This window comes from Streptomyces sp. NRRL B-24572 (assembly GCF_002156145.1).
Classification (GTDB): Bacteria; Actinomycetota; Actinomycetes; order Streptomycetales; family Streptomycetaceae; genus Streptomyces; species Streptomyces vietnamensis.
Genome location: NZ_MWIG01000196.1, coordinates 1 through 15724 on the forward strand (window position 1 = coordinate 1; position 15724 = coordinate 15724).

The following is a 15724-nucleotide window of genomic DNA, read 5'->3' on the forward strand; positions in this document are numbered from 1 at the left end:
CCTCGTCGGCGCGGCGCCGCTCGGCGGCGGCCCGTTCGACCCGCTGCTGCGCCCACTGCTCGCGCCGGACCCGGACGACCTCGGAGGCGGCGAGCACCGCCACCACGAAGGCCGCGGACGGCAGCTCCTGCCCCCAGGGCACGGGCCCGTCGCCGGGCGGGGGCAGCCATCGGTAGAGCCAGTGCGAGAGCAGCAGGTGGCCCGCCCACAGCAGGCCGATGGCCCACCAGGCGGCGGTGCGGTGGCCGTGGACGACGGCCGCGAAGCAGGCGACGGCGACCATGACGAACACCGGGCCGTACGGGTAGCCCGCCGCGACGTAGCCGAGGGTGACGGCCGCGACGGCGAACACCACCGGCACGGGCCTGCGGTGACGGAACAGCAGCGGGACCGCTCCGAGCAGGAGCAGGATCCGCCCGACGGCGTCGAGCGCCTCCCGGCCCGGCTGGTTCCGCGCGGAGAACCCGGTTCCCACCATGACGAGGACCGCGATCAGCACCGTCGAGCGCCAGGGCAGGCCGGCGCCGTGCTCCCACCGTTCCCAGGGCCCGCGCGGCCACTTCCTGTGCATACCGGCGTCCATACCGGTCACGCTAGCCGCGCCCGCCCCGCGCGCACGTCAGCCCGGCGGGGTGGTCGCGCCTACTCCCGCCGGAGTACGGAACGGTCGCGGGTGGTCGTGTCAGCCGCGCGGGAGCAGGCCGACGTCCTGGCCGAGGCGACGGGCCGCCGTCGCGAAGAAGGTGTCGCGGTCCTCGACGACGTTGTCGAACTGACCGAAGACCTCGAAGGAGACCAGGCCGAAGAGCTGCGACCAGGCGGCGACGAGCGCGACGGCGAGGGGCGGCGGGAGGTCGGGGGCGATGTCGGCACCGATGCGGACGGCTTCGGGGCGCAGGGCGTCCGGGAGCGGCGGGAGCGCGACGCCCTCGCCGGTGTGGGCCCGGCGGGCGATGTCGATGAGGACGAGGCCGACGCGGGAGGCGGGGACGATCGTGTCCTGGGGTGCGGAGTAGCCGGGGACCGGGGAGCCGTAGATCAGGGCGTACTCGTGGGGGTGGGCGACGGCCCAGGCGCGGACCGCCCGGCAGACGGCGGTCCAGCGGTCGAGGGGGCGCTCGGCCTCGGCCTCGGCGGCCGCTCGTTCGGCGGCGGCTCCGACGGCGTCGTAGGCGTCGACGATGAGGGCGGTGAGCAGGTCGTCGCGGCTGGGGAAGTAGCGGTAGAGCGCGGAGGACACCATGCCGAGTTCGCGGGCGACGGCCCGCAGGGACAGTTTGGCGGCGCCTTCGGCGGCGAGCTGGGTGCGGGCCTCGTCCTTGATGGCGGCGGTGATCTCGATGCGGGCGCGGGCGCGGGCTCCTCGAACGGTCGTCATGGAGAGCAGTGTGCCACTTTCGGAGCACTGGAACGAAACGAGAGCACCGCTCTTGCTTGTGAGCACCGAGCCGTGCACACTGTTCTCAAGCGAGAGCAGCGCTCACACTTCGAAGCCGTAGGAGGCTCCCATGTCCGCTCAGCCCGCTCAGCCCGCCGGTTCCTCCCCCGCCACCCACGTCATGAAGCCCGGCTGGTTCACGGTGAACGTCTTCAACCGCGCCGTCGCCTGGATGACCCGCCGCGGCATCAGCGTCTGGGGCTCCCGCGTGCTCGCCGTCCGCGGCCGCAAGAGCGGCGAATGGCGCCGCACCCCCGTCAACCTGCTGACGGTGGGCGGCGCCCAGTACCTCGTCGCCCCCCGCGGCCACGTCCAGTGGACCCACAACATGCGGGCCGCCGGCGGCGGGCAGCTGCACCTCGGCAAGCACGTCGAGGAGTTCACCGCCGTCGAGGTCGCCGACGACGACAAGCCCGCCCTGCTCCGCGCCTACCTCAAGCGCTGGAAGGCCGAGGTCGGCGTCTTCTTCGGCGGCGTCGGCCCCGACTCCTCCGAGCAGGAGCTGCGGGCCATCGCGCCCAAGCACCCCGTCTTCCGCATCACGACGACGGGCCCCGCCACCCCGGCGGCGTGAGCCGGCCGGGGCAGCGGAGCCCGTGTCGAAGCGATCGAACCGATCGAGGCCGAACCGGTCGAGGCCGGACCGGTCGAGGCCGGACCGGTCGAACCGTCAGGCCTCTTCCGGGGCCTCCAGGGCCTTCGCACCCTCCGGCTCGGACGCCGCGCGCTCGCGCGGGCTGACGCCCCGCCCCGCCGGGCCGACACCGGCCGTGGTGTCCATGCGCTTGTCGAGGAGCTCCAGGGCCCGCCGCGCCATGCCGTTGGAGCGGACCATGCCACCGAGCGTGGCCGAGCCGCGGGTGATGTCGGCGAAGGCGTTCCAGGCCGGCCGCAGTCCCGTTATGGTCGCGTGCAGCAGCCCCGGCCGCCGCTCGAAGACGGCGAGCATCCGCCGCCCGACCGCCATCTCGACACCGAGCCCCGCCTTGATGGCGAAGGCGTAGTTCAGGGCCTGCCGCCGCGCGTCGACCGCGTCGTTCGACTCGGCGACCCGGACCGCCCACTCGCCCGCGAGACGGCCCGAGCGCAGCGCGTACGAGATGCCCTCGCGCGTCCACGGCTCCAGGAGGCCCGCCGCGTCGCCGCAGACGAGGACCCGGCCGCGGGAGAGCGGCGAGTCGTCGGTGCGGCAGCGCGTCAGATGACCGGAGGAGATCGTGGGCTCGAAGCCGGCGAGGCCGAGCCGGGCGACGAAGTCCTCCATGTACCGCTTGGTGGCGGCGCCCTCGCCGCGCGCCGAGATGACGCCGACGGTCAGCGTGTCGCCCTTGGGGAACACCCAGCCGTAACTGCCGGGCATCGGACCCCAGTCGATGAGGACGCGACCCTTCCAGTCCTCCGCCACGGACGGCGGGACGGGGATCTCCGCCTCCAGGCCCAGGTCGACCTGGCCGAGCTTCACCCCCACATGGGCTCCTATCCGGCTGGCGCTGCCGTCGGCACCGACGACCGCGCGCGCCAGGACCGTCTCGCCGTCGGCGAGGACGACGGCGACGGTCCGCCGGTCCGGCACGGCAGGGCCGTGCTGCTCCACCCGGCTCACCGTGGCGCCGGTCCGCAGTTCGGCGCCGGCCTTCTGCGCGTGCTCGACGAGCTGCGCGTCGAACTCCGGACGGTTGATGAGCCCGAAGAGCATCCGGCGCGAGCGGCGGGTGCGGGCGAAGCGTCCGTCCAGGGAGAAGGTGACGGCGTGCACCCGGTCCTGGAGGGGCAGTTCGAAGCCCGGCGGGAGCGAGTCGCGGGAGGGGCCGATGATGCCGCCGCCACAGGTCTTGTACCGGGGCAGCTCGGACTTCTCCAGGAGCAGCACCCGGCGGCCCGCGACCGCCGCCGCGTAGGCCGCGGACGCGCCGGCCGGTCCGGCGCCGACGACCACGACGTCCCAGACGTCCACCGACTCGTCGGCCGCCCGGGCCGGTGCCTCGTCCGACGCCTCGTCATCCGGGAGGTGCGCCGGCTCCGGCTCCGTGCTCCCGGCGGCGCCCCCGGCGGCCTCAGGAGTCGCGCCTTCGGGCTCGGTGTGCTCCGGACCGGCGTTCTCTGCGTGCTCGCTGCTCACGTGTGCTTCTGCTCCTGATCCGACCGGTGGTCTGCTCCTGACGCATCCTACGGCGCGGTAGCCAGGGCCCCGGCCGTAGGATCGACGGTGCGTTCGGCGTACCACGACATACGACGGACGCCGTCCTCACGTCGTAACGTCGCACCCATCAGGAGCGTGCCCATGACCTCGAATCCGATCGCCGAGACCGTCCGGTCACTGATGCCCCGGGCCAAGGCCGAGCTCACGGAGCTCGTGGCCTTCGAGTCGGTGGCGGACGAGGCCGTGGCGCCCCGCAGCGAGTGCGAGGCCGCGGCGAACTGGGTCGCGGACGCCCTGCGCGCCGAGGACTTCCAGGACGTGGCGCTGCTCGACACCCCGGACGGCTCGCAGTCCGTGTACGGCGTCCTGCCCGGCCCGGCCGGCGCGCCGACCGTCCTCCTGTACGCGCACTACGACGTGCAGCCGAAGCTGGACGAGTCGGTGTGGCTCTCCCCGCCGTTCGAGCTGACCGAGCGGGACGGCCGCTGGTACGGGCGCGGCACCGCCGACTGCAAGGGCGGCTTCATCATGCACCTGCTCGCGCTGCGCGCCCTCAAGGCGAACGGCGGCGTGCCGGTGACGGTCAAGGTCATCGTCGAGGGCTCGGAGGAGCAGGGCACCGGCGGTCTGGAGCGGTACGCGGAGCAGCACCCCGAGCTCCTCACGGCCGACGCCATCGTGATCGGCGACGCGGGCAACTTCCGCGTGGGCCTGCCGACCGTGACCGCGACCCTGCGCGGCATGACGATGATCCGGGTCACGATCGACACCCTGGAGGGCAATCTGCACTCCGGTCAGTTCGGCGGCGCCGCGCCCGACGCGCTGGCCGCGCTGATCCGCGTCCTGGACTCGCTGCGGGGCCCGGACGGCTCCACCGTCATCGACGGCCTCGCGGGCGACCAGGTGTGGGAGGGCCTCCAGTACCCGGAGGAGGACTTCCGCCAGGACGCCAAGGTCCTGTCCGGCGTGTCCCTGCCGGGCGCCGGCACCGTCGCCGACCGGATCTGGGCGCGCCCCGCGGTCACGGTCATCGGCATCGACGCCCACCCGGTCGCCGGCGCGACCCCGTCGGTCCCGAAGTCGGCCCGCGCGCAGATCAGCCTGCGGGTGCCGCCGGGCGAGGACGCGGCCGAGGTGACGAAGCTGCTCTTCGCGCACATCGAGAAGCACACCCCGTGGGACGCCCGGGTGTCCCTGGAGCAGGTCGGCCAGGGCCAGCCGTTCCAGGCGGACACCTCCAGCCCGGCGTACGCGTCGATGGCCGAGGCGATGCGGATCGCGTACCCCGGCGAGGAGATGCAGACGGCGGGCATGGGCGGCTCGATCCCGCTGTGCAACACGCTGGCCTCGCTCTACCCGGAGTCGGAGATCCTGCTGATCGGTCTGAGCGAGCCGGAGGCGCAGATCCACGCGCCGAACGAGTCCGTCTCGCCGGAGGAGCTGGAGCGGCTCTCGGTGGCCGAGGCGCACTTCCTCGTCAACTACGCCCGCTCGAAGCAGGGCTGACGGCGAATCGGTTCAGCGGTCGGTTTCAGCGCTCGGCGAAGCTCGCCGAGAGCGTAGAAGCATGCGGCGGACCTGCGCGGATGCGTAGGTTCGCCGTATGGCATCCATCGAACTGACCCGGATCACCCCTCGACTGCACCTCCTCGACTTCTCCATCGGCCAGGCCTATCTGTGGCAGGACGAAGAAGAGCTGACCCTGGTCGACGCCGGCTGGGCCGGCACGGCGGACGGCATCGACGCGGCCATACGGTCGGCCGGCCTGGACCCGGACCGGCTGCGCCGGATCGTGCTGACCCACTGTCACCGGGACCACGTGGGCTCGGCCCAGGAGCTGGCGGACCGGCACGGCGCCGAGATCCTCGCGCACCGGCTCGACGCTCCGGTGATCCGGGGCGAGGCCCCGGTCCCGGAGCCCGACCTCCTGGACTGGGAGCGCCCCCTCTTCGAGCACGGTCTGAGCACGCCCGAGGCGCCGCCGACCCGGGTCGACCGGGAGGTCGAGGACGGCGAGGAGCTGGGCTTCGGCGACGGCGCCGTGGTGGTGCACGCCCCGGGCCACACCCCCGGCTCGATCGCCGTCCACCTGCCGCGCCACGGCGTGCTGTTCGCCGGGGACACGGTGGCGTCGGTGCAGGGCGTGACGTTCGGCGTGTTCCACGTCGACCGCGCGCTCGCCCTGGACTCGATGCGGGCGCTCGCGAGGCTCGCCCCCTCGGTGCTGTGCTGCGGACACGGGGCACCGGTGACCTCGGACACGGCGGCCCAGCTCACGGCTGCGGCCCGGCAGTGAGGGGTCGGCCCACCGGGACGCCCGCCTCCAGGTTGAGGACCGTGCCGCGTTCGCGGGCGCGCAGGGCCCAGCGGAGGCGGCGGTAGCGGACGGGGGGCAGCAGCTCCGCGGCCTCCTCCTCGGTGACGAACCGCCAGCCGCGGAGTTCGGCGCCGGGGAGGTGGAGGCGCGCGGTGTCGGCGGCGCGGAGGGTCCCGCCGTCGAAGAGGAGGCGGAGCCCGCCGTAGCCGGGGGGCTCGGGGCGTTCCCAGTCGACGAGCAACAGCCGGGGGACGGCGTCGAGTTCGAGGCCGATCTCCTCGGCGACCTCGCGCATGCCGGCCCGGGCCGGGGGTTCGCCGGGCTCGACGACGCCGCCGGGGAACTCCCAGCCGGGCTTGTAGGTGGGGTCGACGAGCAGGAAGCGGTCCTGCTCGTCGAAGAGCAGGACGCCGGCTGCGAGGGTCTCGCCGGTCGGCTCGGGCGTCTGGACGATGCCGCAGGGCGCGACCTGCCCGGCCAGGACCGCGTCGGCGACGGCCCGGGCGGCCTCGGCCGCGGTGAGTTCCGAGGTGTCGAGCGTGTACGCGTCGGCGGCGAGCCAGTCGAGGGCGGCGCGGTACGGCGGCAGGTGCTGGTGGCACCACTCCCGTACGCGGGCGTCGACCTCGGGGTCGCCGTACTCCGACCGGCCGTCGATCCGCGCCCGCAGGATCGTTTCCTCCGGGGCGAGCAGCACATGGCGCACGTCGATGCGGCGGGCGGCGAGCCCGCCGAAGATCTCGTCCCGGTACTCCTGACGGAGCAGGGTCATCGGGACGACGAGGACGCCGCCGACCTCGGCGAGCAGGGCGGCGGCGGTGTCGACGACCAGACGGCGCCAGATCGGCAGGTCCTGGTAGTCCTCGACCTCGGCGAGCCGCTTGGCCGGGAGGAGCCGGCGCAGCCCCCCGCCGGTGACCTCGGGGTCGTACAGGGTGCTGTTCGGGATCAGATCGACCAGCTCGCGCGCGGTGCTGGACTTTCCCGCGCCGAACGTACCGTTGATCCAGACGATCACGATTTCCCCCTCATCGATAGCCCCCAGTGGCTTGCCCGCAACACCCTGCCACGGAAACCACGAACACATGTCTCGGCATGTGCGTGACACTTCCGGGCGGCCGTCGTTGAGAACGGCGAGCACGAGGGGGTGCGGAGATGAGTCGTACGGTTCTCGAACGGTTTCCGGCCGGCGGCCCGCGGGGCAGCTGGCCGGCGGAGGAGTTCGCCGGGGCGCGGCGCGAGGAAGGGGTGCCGGCCCGGGTCGTGATGGACCTGGAGTCCGACGCGTTCCTGGTGATCGTCGAACAGCGGACGCCGGAGCGGGTACGGGAGTGAACGCCGGCCCGGGGCGGGTACGGGAGCGAGGGCCGGCCCGGGTCGGGTGAGCGGGACGATCGGGTGAGCGGGACGAACGGGTGAACGGAGCGGTCGGGTGAGCGGGGCGGCGCCCGCGCCCGTGCCCCCTCAGCCGGTGCCCCTCAGCCCGTGGCTCCCGCCCCTGGCGGCATCGCCGCCGCCGCGGCGCCGAGGAGGCCCGCGTCCGTGCCCGTGGCGGCGGGGACGACCGTCAGGTTCCGGACGAAGGAGAGCCTGGCGTACGCGTCGAGGCTGCGCCGGAGCGGGGCGAAGAGGACCTCGCCGGCGCCCGCCACCCCGCCGCCGACGACCGCGAGGTCGATCTCGACGAGCGCCGCGGTGGCGGCGATGCCCGCCGCGAGCGCCTGGGCCGCGCGCTCGAACGCGGCGACGGCAACCGGGTCCCCCGCCTGCGCGGCGGCGGCCACGGCGGCGGCGGAGACGTCGCCGTCGGGCCCCGGCCGCCAGCCGTTCTCCAGGGCTCGGCGGGCGAGGTGCGGGCCGGCGGCGATGCGCTCGACGCAGCCGCGCCCGCCGCAGGCGCAGGGCTCGCCGTCCAGGTCCACCGGGACGTGACCGATGTGCCCGGCGTTGCCGGTGGGGCCCGGGTGGATCCGGCCGTCGAGGACGAGACCGCCGCCGACGCCCGTGGAGACCACGAGGCACAGGGCGTCGGCGTGGCCCCGGGCGGCCCCGAGCCAGTGTTCGGCGGCCGTCATGGCGACGCCGTCGCCGACGAGGGTGACCGGGCGGCCGCCCGTGGCCCGGCGGACCCGTTCGACGAGCGGGTAGTCGCGCCAGCCGAGCACGTTCACCGGGCTGACGGTCCCCCGGGAGGCGTCGACCGGGCCCGCGCTGCCGATCCCGACGGCCCCGGCGGTCCCCCACAGCGGGGAGGCCGCGAGGTCGGCGAGGACCGCCTCGACCGCCGCCATCACCGTCTCGCCGTCCTCACGCGCGGGCGTGGGCCGCCTGGACCGGACGCGGACGCGGCCCTCGCCGTCGACCAGGGCGCCGGCGATCTTGGTCCCTCCGATGTCGAGGGCGACGACGAGGCCCGTGGCGGGGTCGGTGGGCATGGGCAGGGGGTCTCCAGTCGGCAGCCGGGAGCGGGAGGTCGTTCCGTACAGTCTCCCCCGACCCTGACAACGTTGTCCAGGCCCTATGCTCGAACCGAGATCGACTCGTCACGCTCGGGAGGAACCGCACATCGTGGCCGACATCGCCCGCCGCACCGGGCCCCGCTACGGCACCCGGCCCACGATGAAGGACGTCGCCGCCCGGGCGGGCGTCGGCCTCAAGACGGTGTCCCGGGTCGTCAACGGCGAAGCGGGCGTCACCCCGGACACCGAGCGCCGGGTGCGGGAGGCCATCGAGGCCCTCGGCTTCCGCCGCAACGACAGCGCGCGGGTCCTGCGCAAGGGCAGGACGGCGACCGTCGGCCTCGTCCTGGAGGATCTCGCCGACCCCTTCTACGGGCCGCTCAGCCGGGCGGTCGAGGAGGTCGCGCGGGCGCACGGGGCCCTGCTGTTCAACGGTTCGAGCGCCGAGGACCCGGAGCGGGAGCGGGAGTTGGCGCTCGCGCTCTGCGCACGCCGGGTCGACGGCCTCATCGTGATCCCCGCCGGTGACGACCACCGGTATCTGGAGCCCGAGATGAGGGCGGGGGTCGCCACGGTCTTCGTCGACCGGCCCGCCGGACGGATCGACGCCGATGCCGTCCTCTCCGACAGCTTCGGCGGGGCACGCGCGGGCGTGGCCCATCTGATCGCGCACGGCCACCGCCGGATCGGCTTCATCGGCGACCGCCCCCGCATCCACACGGCGGCCGAGCGGCTGCGCGGCTACCGTGCGGCGATGACGGACGCGGGCCTTCCGGTCCGGGACGCCTGGGTCTCCCTCGGGTCCACCGACCCGGAGCGGGTGAGCACGACGGTACGGGAGATGCTGGCGGCGCCGGAGCCCGTGACGGCCCTCTTCTCGGGGAACAACCGGGTCACCGTGACCGTGGTCCGGGCCCTCGCCCGGCACGGCCGGCCCGTCGCCCTGGTCGGCTTCGACGACATCGAACTGGCCGATCTGCTCGGGGTCACGGTCGTCGCCCAGGACGCCGCCGCGCTCGGCCGGACGGCGGCGGAGCGCCTCTTCCGGCGCCTCGACGGGAACGACGGGGCACCGGAACGGCTGGTGCTCGGCACGACGCTGCTCGCCCGTGGATCGGGCGAGATCGCACCACCGGCCGTCTGAGGCCCGTCGCTCAGCAGATGCGGAGGCCCGCCACGGGGCCGCCGCCCGCGCCGCCCGACAGGTGGAGCACGCTGAGGTAGACGTTGGTGTTGCCGCTGTCGTCGTCGGTGCGGGCGAACCAGCGGCTGGTGGTTCCGCCGTAGGTCTCGGTCCGGTCGAGGTCGACCTGGCAGTAGAACGTGTGCGGGCCGGCGCCGACCGTGCCCATCTCACCGCCGTCGTACCGGGTGGTGGTGGCGCTCCGCACGACCTGGCAGGTGGCGGAGGAGCCGGAGGCGGTGCAGCCGGAGGCGGGCGGCGGCGCCTCGGTGGTGGGCGCGGCCGTGGTGCCGCCCCCGGAGGAGCCGCCGGTCGTGCTGGTACCGCCGGTCGTGCTGCTGGTGCCGCCGGCGGTGGCGGTGCCTCCGTCGGTCGTGCCCGGGTCCTTCGTACCGCCGCCTCCGCCGCTCGCTCCGGACGCGGTGTCCGAACCGGCGCCGCCCGCCTCCGAGCCGCCCGCCGCGGAGCCCGGATCCGAGCCGTCGGAGCCGGGTCCGTCGGTGGCCGGTGCGCCGCCGGCCGCCGCGCCCGACTCCCGGCCCGAGGGGGTCGGTCCGGCTGAGGGCGTGGCGCTGCCGCTCGGCCGGCCGGAGGGCGCGGCACTGCTTCCCGGGTCCAGGACGCGGCCGGCGTCGCCCCCGGTGGCGGCGCCGCCCCGGTCGCCGTCCTGCGGGGTCTCGCCGGCGGCCTGCGCGCCGCTGTCGTGGTCCATGAGGGCGTACGTGATGCCGCCGCCGGCGAGGAGGACGGCGGCCACGGCGGCAGCGACCAGCACGTTCCCCCGGCGCGGCTTCGCTCCGGCGCGCCGCGCCGCGGCCCGTCCGCCCGTGCCCACGCCCGCGTCGAGCCGAACGGGCGGCACGGGGACCGGGGCGGGGACCGGGACCGGGTCGGCGACGGGGACCGGCGGCCCGAAGGCGCCGGCGTACGGGTTCGGCTCCACGGGACCCGCGTACGGGTTCGGCGCGGGAGCCTCCGGAGCGAGGGCTCCCGCCTCGGCGCCTTCGTGTTCCGGCGCCCCGCCGGAGGCCGCCGCCTCCCCCACCGCGCCGAGGAGCCGCGCCGCCTCGCGGGCGGTCGGGCGGGCGGCGGGGTCCTTGTCGAGGAGGCGGAGCAGGAGCGGGGTGAGGGGTCCGGCGCGGACGGGCTCCGGGAGGGGTTCGGTGACGATGGCGGCGAGGGTCGACCAGGTCGACGTACGGCGGAAGGGCGAGGAGCCCTCGACCGCCGCGTACAGGGTCGCGCCCACCGCCCACACGTCCGACGCGGGGCCCGGGTCCTGTCCCTGGGCGCGCTCGGGGGCGAGGAAGTCGAGGGAGCCGACGATCTCGCCGCTGCGCGTGAGGTGCGTCGCGGAGCCGTCGCCGGGGTCCTCCATCGTGGCGATGCCGAAGTCGGTGAGGACGATCCGGCCGGAGGCGTCGAGCAGGATGTTGCCGGGCTTCACGTCCCGGTGGAGGACGCCCACGTCGTGCGCGGCGGCCAGCGCCTCCAGGACGTGGGCGCCGATGCGGGCGGCCTCGGCGGGGTCGACGGTGCCGCGCTCGCCGAGGACGTCGGCAAGGGAGGGCCCCTCGACGAGCTCCATGACGATGACCGGCCGGCCCTCGTGTTCGGTGACGTCGTGGACGGCGACGACTCCGGGGTGGCGGACCCGGGCGGCGGCGCGCGCCTCGCGGGTCATCCGCAGGCGCAGGTCGGCCAGTTCGGGTGCGGCCGCGTCCGTGTACGTACGGAGCTCCTTGACGGCCACCTCGCGGCCGAGCACCTCGTCGACGGCCCGCCAGACGACGCCCATGCCTCCGCGCCCGAGCTGCCGCACGATTCTGTAGCGACCCGCGAGCCGCCCGTTCTCCCCCGATGACACCGCTGCCCCGTCCCCCGGTCGATCATGTGAACTCGACCAGGGTACGGGGCAGTTGGCGGGAAAGTGACCGTTTAGCGATCAGTGGTGGCGGTGAGGTCGCCTCGGCGCGGGGCGGCGAAGCGGTCGAGGTCGGCGCGGGTCATGCCGGTGAGGGCGTCGACCTCGGCGGCGTCGAGGGCGCCGCACTGGAGGCCGCGCAGCAGGTAGGAGCTGAGGGCCTTGGCGGTGGCGGGCTCGTCCATGACGTCGCCGCCGACGTGGTTGGCGTAGGCGGAGAGGCGCTTGGCGGCGGTCTCGAAGCCCTCGCGGTAGAAGGCGAAGACGGCGGCGTAGCGGGTGGGGATGTGGCCGGGGTGCATGTCCCAGCCCTGGTAGTAGGCGCGGGCCAGGGCGCGGCGGGTGAGGCCGTAGTGCAGGCGCCAGGCCTCGTGGACGTGCTCGGTGGAGCCGACGGGCAGGACGTTGGTGGAGCCGTCGGAGACGCGGACGCCGGTGCCGGCGGCGGCGACCTGCATGATCGCCTTGGCGTGGTCGGCGGCCGGGTGGTCGCTGGCCTGGTAGGCGGCGGAGACGCCGACGCAGGCGCTGTAGTCGAAGGTGCCGTAGTGCAGTCCGGTGGCGCGGCCCTCGGCGGCGCCGATCATGCGGGCCACGGCGGCGGTGCCGTCGCTGGCGAGGATGGACTGGCTGGTCTCGATCTGGATCTCGAAGCCGAGGCGGCCGGCGTCGAGGCCGTGGGCCTTCTCGAAGGCCTCCAGGAGGCGGACGAAGGCGGAGACCTGCTCGGGGTAGGTGACCTTGGGGAGGGTGAGGACGAGGCCGTCGGGGAGGCCGCCGTTCTCCAGGAGGCCGGTGAGGAAGACGTCGGTGGTGCGGATGCCGCGGTCGCGTACGGCGGCCTCCATGCACTTCATCCGGATGCCCATGTACGGGGCGGCGGTGCCGTTCGCGTACGCCTCGGAGATCAGGCGGGCGGCGCGGGCGGCGTCCTGGTCCTCGTCCGTCCCGGCGTAGCCGTCCTCGAAGTCGACGCGGAGGTCCTCGATGGGCTCGCGCTCCAGCTTGGCCCGTACGCGGCCGTAGACGTCCTCGGCGAGCTCGTCGGAGAGGCCGAGGACGGCGGCGAAGGAGGCGGCGTCGGGGGCGTGCTCGTCGAGCGCGGCGAGGGCCTGGTCGCCCCAGGAGCGGACGGTGCCGGCGTCGAAGACGTTGCCGGGGACGTAGACCGTGTGGACGGGCTGGCGGGTGCCGGGGTCTCCCGGGTAGCGCCGGTCGAGCTCGGCGTCCACCGCTGCGAGGGAGGCGCTGATGCCCTCGCTGACCGCGCCGGCGAGGCTCGTCGACACCTTCTCCTGCTGACCCATCCTGCATCCTCCTGTTTTCCGCTGCACGGAATCAACAATCCGTATAGCAAAATTAGTAGGCCGTCGGACCTGCGTCAATGCTTGTCCGAAACGACCGGGGGCCGCACGGCGACAGATCGCCGTGCGGCCCCCGGGACCGACAGAACCGCAGGTCATCAGCCCTTGCGGGACTTGACCTCTTCGGTGAGCTGCGGGACGACGTCGAAGAGGTCGCCCACGACGCCGTAGTCGACGAGGTCGAAGATCGGAGCCTCGGCGTCCTTGTTGATGGCGACGATGGTCTTCGAGGTCTGCATGCCCGCGCGGTGCTGGATCGCGCCGGAGATGCCGGAGGCGATGTACAGCTGCGGCGAGACCGACTTGCCGGTCTGGCCGACCTGGTTGGAGTGCGGGTACCAGCCGGCGTCGACGGCGGCGCGGGAGGCGCCGACGGCCGCGCCGAGCGAGTCGGCGAGCGCCTCGATGATCGCGAAGTTCTCGGCGCCGTTGACGCCGCGGCCGCCGGAGACCACGATCGCGGCCTCGGTCAGCTCCGGGCGGCCGGTCGACTCGCGCGGGGTGCGGGAGGTGACCTTGGTGCCGGTGGCCTTCTCCGAGAAGGAGACGGCCAGCGCCTCGACGGCGCCGGCGGCCGGGGCGGCCTCGACGGGGGCCGAGTTCGGCTTGACCGTGATGACCGGGGTGCCCTTGGAGACGCGGGACTTGGTGGTGAAGGAGGCGGCGAACGCGGACTGCGTCGCGACCGGGCCCTCGTCACCGGCCTCCAGGTCGACGGCGTCGGTGATGATGCCGGAGCCGATGCGCACCGCGAGGCGGGCGGCGATCTCCTTGCCCTCGGCGGAGGACGGCACCAGGACGGCGGCCGGGGAGACGGCCTCGTACGCGGCCTGGAGGGCCTCGACCTTCGGGACGACGAGGTAGTCGGCGAACTCGGGGGCGTCGGCGGTGAGGACCTTCACGGCACCGTGCTCGGCGAGCGCGGCGGCGGTGTCGGCGGCGCCGTTGCCGAGGGCGACGGCGACCGGGTCGCCGAGGCGGCGGGCGAGGGTCAGCAGCTCCAGGGTGGGCTTGCGGACGGCTCCGTCGACGTGGTCGACGTAGACGAGAATCTCAGCCATGGGACTTCAATCTCCTGAGAACGGAAGGGGCGGTCTGGTGGGCTCTCGGGAGCCTTAGATGAACTTCTGGCTCGCGAGGAACTCGGCCAGCTGCTTGCCGCCCTCGCCCTCGTCCTTGACGATCGTGCCGGCGGTGCGGGCCGGACGCTCGGCGGCGGAGTCGACCGCGGTCCAGGCGCCCTCCAGGCCGACCTCCTCGGCCTCGATGTCGAGGTCGGAGAGGTCCAGGGACTCCACCGGCTTCTTCTTGGCGGCCATGATGCCCTTGAAGGACGGGTAGCGGGCCTCGCCCGACTGGTCCGTCACGGAGACGACGGCCGGAAGCGAGGCCTGAAGCTGCTCGGAGGCGGTGTCGCCGTCGCGGCGGCCCGTCACGACGCCGTCCTCGATCTTGACCTCGGAGAGCAGGGTGACCTGCGGGACGCCCAGGCGCTCGGCGAGGATCGCGGGAAGGACGCCCATGGTGCCGTCGGTGGAGGCCATGCCGGCGATGACGACGTCGTAGCCGACCTTCTCGATCGCCTTGGCGAGCACCAGGGAGGTGCCCATGACGTCGGTGCCGTGCAGGTCGTCGTCCTCGACGTGGACGGCCTTGTCGGCGCCCATGGAGAGCGCCTTGCGCAGCGCGTCCTTGGCGTCCTCGGGGCCGACCGTGAGCACGGTGACCTCGGCCTCGTCGGCCTCCTCGGCGATCTGCAGGGCCTGCTCGACGGCGTACTCGTCGAGCTCCGACAGCAGGCCGTCGACGTCGTCGCGGTCGACGGTCAGGTCATCGGCGAAGTGCCGGTCGCCGGTGGCGTCGGGCACGTACTTCACACAGACAACGATCCTCAAGCTCACGCCGGCTCTCCTACTGCATCGGTCATAACTGGGCTGCCTTGTTGCTCGCAGCATAGGCGCCTGAAGGGCGGGTTTCCGGTCGGGGCGCCAGACGCCCCGACCGAAATATTACTCGCCAGTACACCCAGTTCGTTACCGCTGAGCAAGCGCTCAGCCATGTGACCTTGCCAACGCGCGGAAAGCGGCGCGTACGGGAACTCTCAGTCGCGCAGCGCGTTGAAGCGGCCGTGGTGGTAAAGGAGCGGCCGGCCCGCCCCGTCCGGGTCCCCGGCCACCGCCTGCGCGATGACGATCCGGTGGTCCCCGGCGGGCACCCGGGCCACCACGCGGCAGACCAGCCAGGCCAGGACGCCGTCGAGCACGGGCACGCCCTCGGGGCCGACGCTCCAGCGGGTGCCCTCGCCGAAGCGGTCGGCGCCGCTGCGCGCGAAGGTGGCCGCGAGCTCCTGCTGGTGCTCGCCGAGTATGTGCACGCCGATGAACTCGGCCTCGGAGACCACCGGCCAGCTGGAGGAGCCCGTACCCACCCCGAAGGAGATCAGCGGGGGTTCGGCGGCGACGGAGTTGAGCGAGGTGGCGGTGAAACCGACGGGCCGCTCGCCGTGCGCGGTGATGACCGCGACACCGGCCGCGTGCCGGCGGAAGACGGAGCGGAGCAGATCGGGAGAGGCCTGCCGGGGTGCGCCGATCGTGGGAACGGTACGGAGCTCGGGCGAAACCGTCATGGAGTTGTCCTTCTGCGAGGGCGTCATGAGAGGGGTCCTGGGGTGGTCAGACACCCGGACAGCGCGCACTCGCGTTGCGGGCCAGATCCACGTGGGCCCGGCCGTAGAGAAGGAGTTCTATGGGCACTCCGTCAGGGTGACGATCGGTGGCGGGTGCAGTCAAGTGCGTACCGGGATGTGGGAGAAGTGTCACGGCGTCAGACCGGACCCGCCCGGCCCCTCCGCGCCCGGGCCCCGATCGGCCCGCGGCGGACCCCGCGCCGGGCGGCGCGG

The 15724-nt window shown here is 74.1% G+C and carries 14 protein-coding genes and 1 pseudogene; 5 read left to right on the top strand and 10 right to left on the bottom strand.

Going from position 1 to position 15724, the window contains the following annotated elements; all coding sequences use genetic code 11:
* Both CCN56_RS12545 and CCN56_RS12550 read right to left on the bottom strand, forming a co-directional pair.
* A pseudogene (locus CCN56_RS12545) lies at positions 1-583 on the bottom strand (sensor histidine kinase); the annotation flags it as partial.
* A 99-nt stretch (positions 584-682) separates the two neighbouring features.
* Entirely contained in the window at positions 683-1378 is a 696-nt protein-coding gene (locus tag CCN56_RS12550; RefSeq protein ID WP_086826479.1) for a TetR/AcrR family transcriptional regulator, read from the bottom strand.
* Between the two features lie 130 nt (positions 1379-1508).
* Between CCN56_RS12550 and CCN56_RS12555 the strand changes: the two genes are divergently transcribed.
* Complete coding sequence (locus CCN56_RS12555; protein ID WP_086826481.1) at positions 1509-2012, top strand: nitroreductase family deazaflavin-dependent oxidoreductase; 504 nt, start codon at positions 1509-1511, stop codon at positions 2010-2012.
* 96 nt (positions 2013-2108) lie between these two features.
* Here CCN56_RS12555 and CCN56_RS12560 read toward each other — a convergent pair whose 3' ends face one another.
* Positions 2109-3392 carry a geranylgeranyl reductase family protein gene (locus CCN56_RS12560; RefSeq protein WP_256961938.1) on the bottom strand — a complete coding sequence of 428 codons (1284 nt, stop codon included), beginning with the start codon at positions 3390-3392 and terminating at the stop codon, positions 2109-2111.
* A gap of 327 nt (positions 3393-3719) precedes the next feature.
* Between CCN56_RS12560 and CCN56_RS12565 the strand changes: the two genes are divergently transcribed.
* Positions 3720-5084, top strand: a complete 1365-nt coding sequence (locus CCN56_RS12565) for a dipeptidase (RefSeq protein WP_086826484.1) — start codon at positions 3720-3722, stop codon at positions 5082-5084.
* 97 nt (positions 5085-5181) lie between these two features.
* The gene (locus tag CCN56_RS12570; protein ID WP_086826486.1) at positions 5182-5874 is read left to right on the top strand and encodes an MBL fold metallo-hydrolase; all 693 of its coding nucleotides are present in this window, start codon (positions 5182-5184) and stop codon (positions 5872-5874) included.
* Here CCN56_RS12570 and CCN56_RS12575 read toward each other — a convergent pair.
* A complete protein-coding gene (locus CCN56_RS12575; protein ID WP_086826488.1) occupies positions 5852-6913 on the bottom strand; it encodes an NUDIX hydrolase in 1062 nt (353 codons plus the stop codon). The two genes, CCN56_RS12570 and CCN56_RS12575, sit on opposite strands and share 23 nt — an antisense overlap.
* A 137-nt stretch (positions 6914-7050) precedes the next feature.
* Here CCN56_RS12575 and CCN56_RS12580 point away from each other — a divergent pair, with 137 nt between their 5' ends.
* Entirely contained in the window at positions 7051-7230 is a 180-nt protein-coding gene (locus CCN56_RS12580; protein ID WP_086826490.1) for a hypothetical protein, read from the top strand.
* Between the two features lie 143 nt (positions 7231-7373).
* On the opposite strand, the gene CCN56_RS12585 is transcribed toward CCN56_RS12580, so the two are convergent.
* Positions 7374-8330, bottom strand: a complete 957-nt coding sequence (locus CCN56_RS12585; protein ID WP_086826492.1) for an ROK family protein — start codon at positions 8328-8330, stop codon at positions 7374-7376.
* A 133-nt stretch (positions 8331-8463) separates the two neighbouring features.
* Here CCN56_RS12585 and CCN56_RS12590 point away from each other — a divergent pair, with 133 nt between their 5' ends.
* Positions 8464-9498, top strand: coding sequence for a LacI family DNA-binding transcriptional regulator (locus tag CCN56_RS12590; RefSeq protein WP_086826494.1), 1035 nt, complete (start codon positions 8464-8466; stop codon positions 9496-9498).
* Between the two features lie 10 nt (positions 9499-9508).
* On the opposite strand, the gene CCN56_RS12595 is transcribed toward CCN56_RS12590, so the two are convergent.
* The 5 genes from CCN56_RS12595 to CCN56_RS12615 all read right to left on the bottom strand — a co-directional run bounded on the left by CCN56_RS12595 (position 9509) and on the right by CCN56_RS12615 (position 15451).
* Positions 9509-11404 carry a serine/threonine-protein kinase gene (locus CCN56_RS12595; protein ID WP_086826496.1) on the bottom strand — a complete coding sequence of 632 codons (1896 nt, stop codon included), beginning with the start codon at positions 11402-11404 and terminating at the stop codon, positions 9509-9511.
* A 71-nt stretch (positions 11405-11475) separates the two neighbouring features.
* A complete protein-coding gene (locus CCN56_RS12600) occupies positions 11476-12768 on the bottom strand; it encodes an aldolase/citrate lyase family protein (RefSeq protein ID WP_086826498.1) in 1293 nt (430 codons plus the stop codon).
* A gap of 155 nt (positions 12769-12923) precedes the next feature.
* Complete coding sequence (locus tag CCN56_RS12605; protein ID WP_086826500.1) at positions 12924-13886, bottom strand: electron transfer flavoprotein subunit alpha/FixB family protein; 963 nt, start codon at positions 13884-13886, stop codon at positions 12924-12926.
* Positions 13887-13940: 54 nt separating this feature from the next.
* Positions 13941-14726, bottom strand: coding sequence for an electron transfer flavoprotein subunit beta/FixA family protein (locus CCN56_RS12610; RefSeq protein WP_086826502.1), 786 nt, complete (start codon positions 14724-14726; stop codon positions 13941-13943).
* Positions 14727-14926: 200 nt separating this feature from the next.
* Complete coding sequence (locus tag CCN56_RS12615; RefSeq protein WP_086826503.1) at positions 14927-15451, bottom strand: flavin reductase family protein; 525 nt, start codon at positions 15449-15451, stop codon at positions 14927-14929.
* Positions 15452-15724: the final 273 nt, after the last annotated feature.

Coding starts and splice junctions, on each gene's coding strand:
- CCN56_RS12570 (WP_086826486.1), top strand. CDS start 5,182: ATGGCATCCATCGAACTGACCCGGATCACCCCTCGACTGCACCTCCTC.
- CCN56_RS12580 (WP_086826490.1), top strand. CDS start 7,051: ATGAGTCGTACGGTTCTCGAACGGTTTCCGGCCGGCGGCCCGCGGGGC.
- CCN56_RS12565 (WP_086826484.1), top strand. CDS start 3,720: ATGACCTCGAATCCGATCGCCGAGACCGTCCGGTCACTGATGCCCCGG.
- CCN56_RS12615 (WP_086826503.1), bottom strand. CDS start 15,451: ATGACGGTTTCGCCCGAGCTCCGTACCGTTCCCACGATCGGCGCACCC.
- CCN56_RS12600 (WP_086826498.1), bottom strand. CDS start 12,768: ATGGGTCAGCAGGAGAAGGTGTCGACGAGCCTCGCCGGCGCGGTCAGC.
- CCN56_RS12550 (WP_086826479.1), bottom strand. CDS start 1,378: ATGACGACCGTTCGAGGAGCCCGCGCCCGCGCCCGCATCGAGATCACC.
- CCN56_RS12555 (WP_086826481.1), top strand. CDS start 1,509: ATGTCCGCTCAGCCCGCTCAGCCCGCCGGTTCCTCCCCCGCCACCCAC.
- CCN56_RS12605 (WP_086826500.1), bottom strand. CDS start 13,886: ATGGCTGAGATTCTCGTCTACGTCGACCACGTCGACGGAGCCGTCCGC.
- CCN56_RS12585 (WP_086826492.1), bottom strand. CDS start 8,330: ATGCCCACCGACCCCGCCACGGGCCTCGTCGTCGCCCTCGACATCGGA.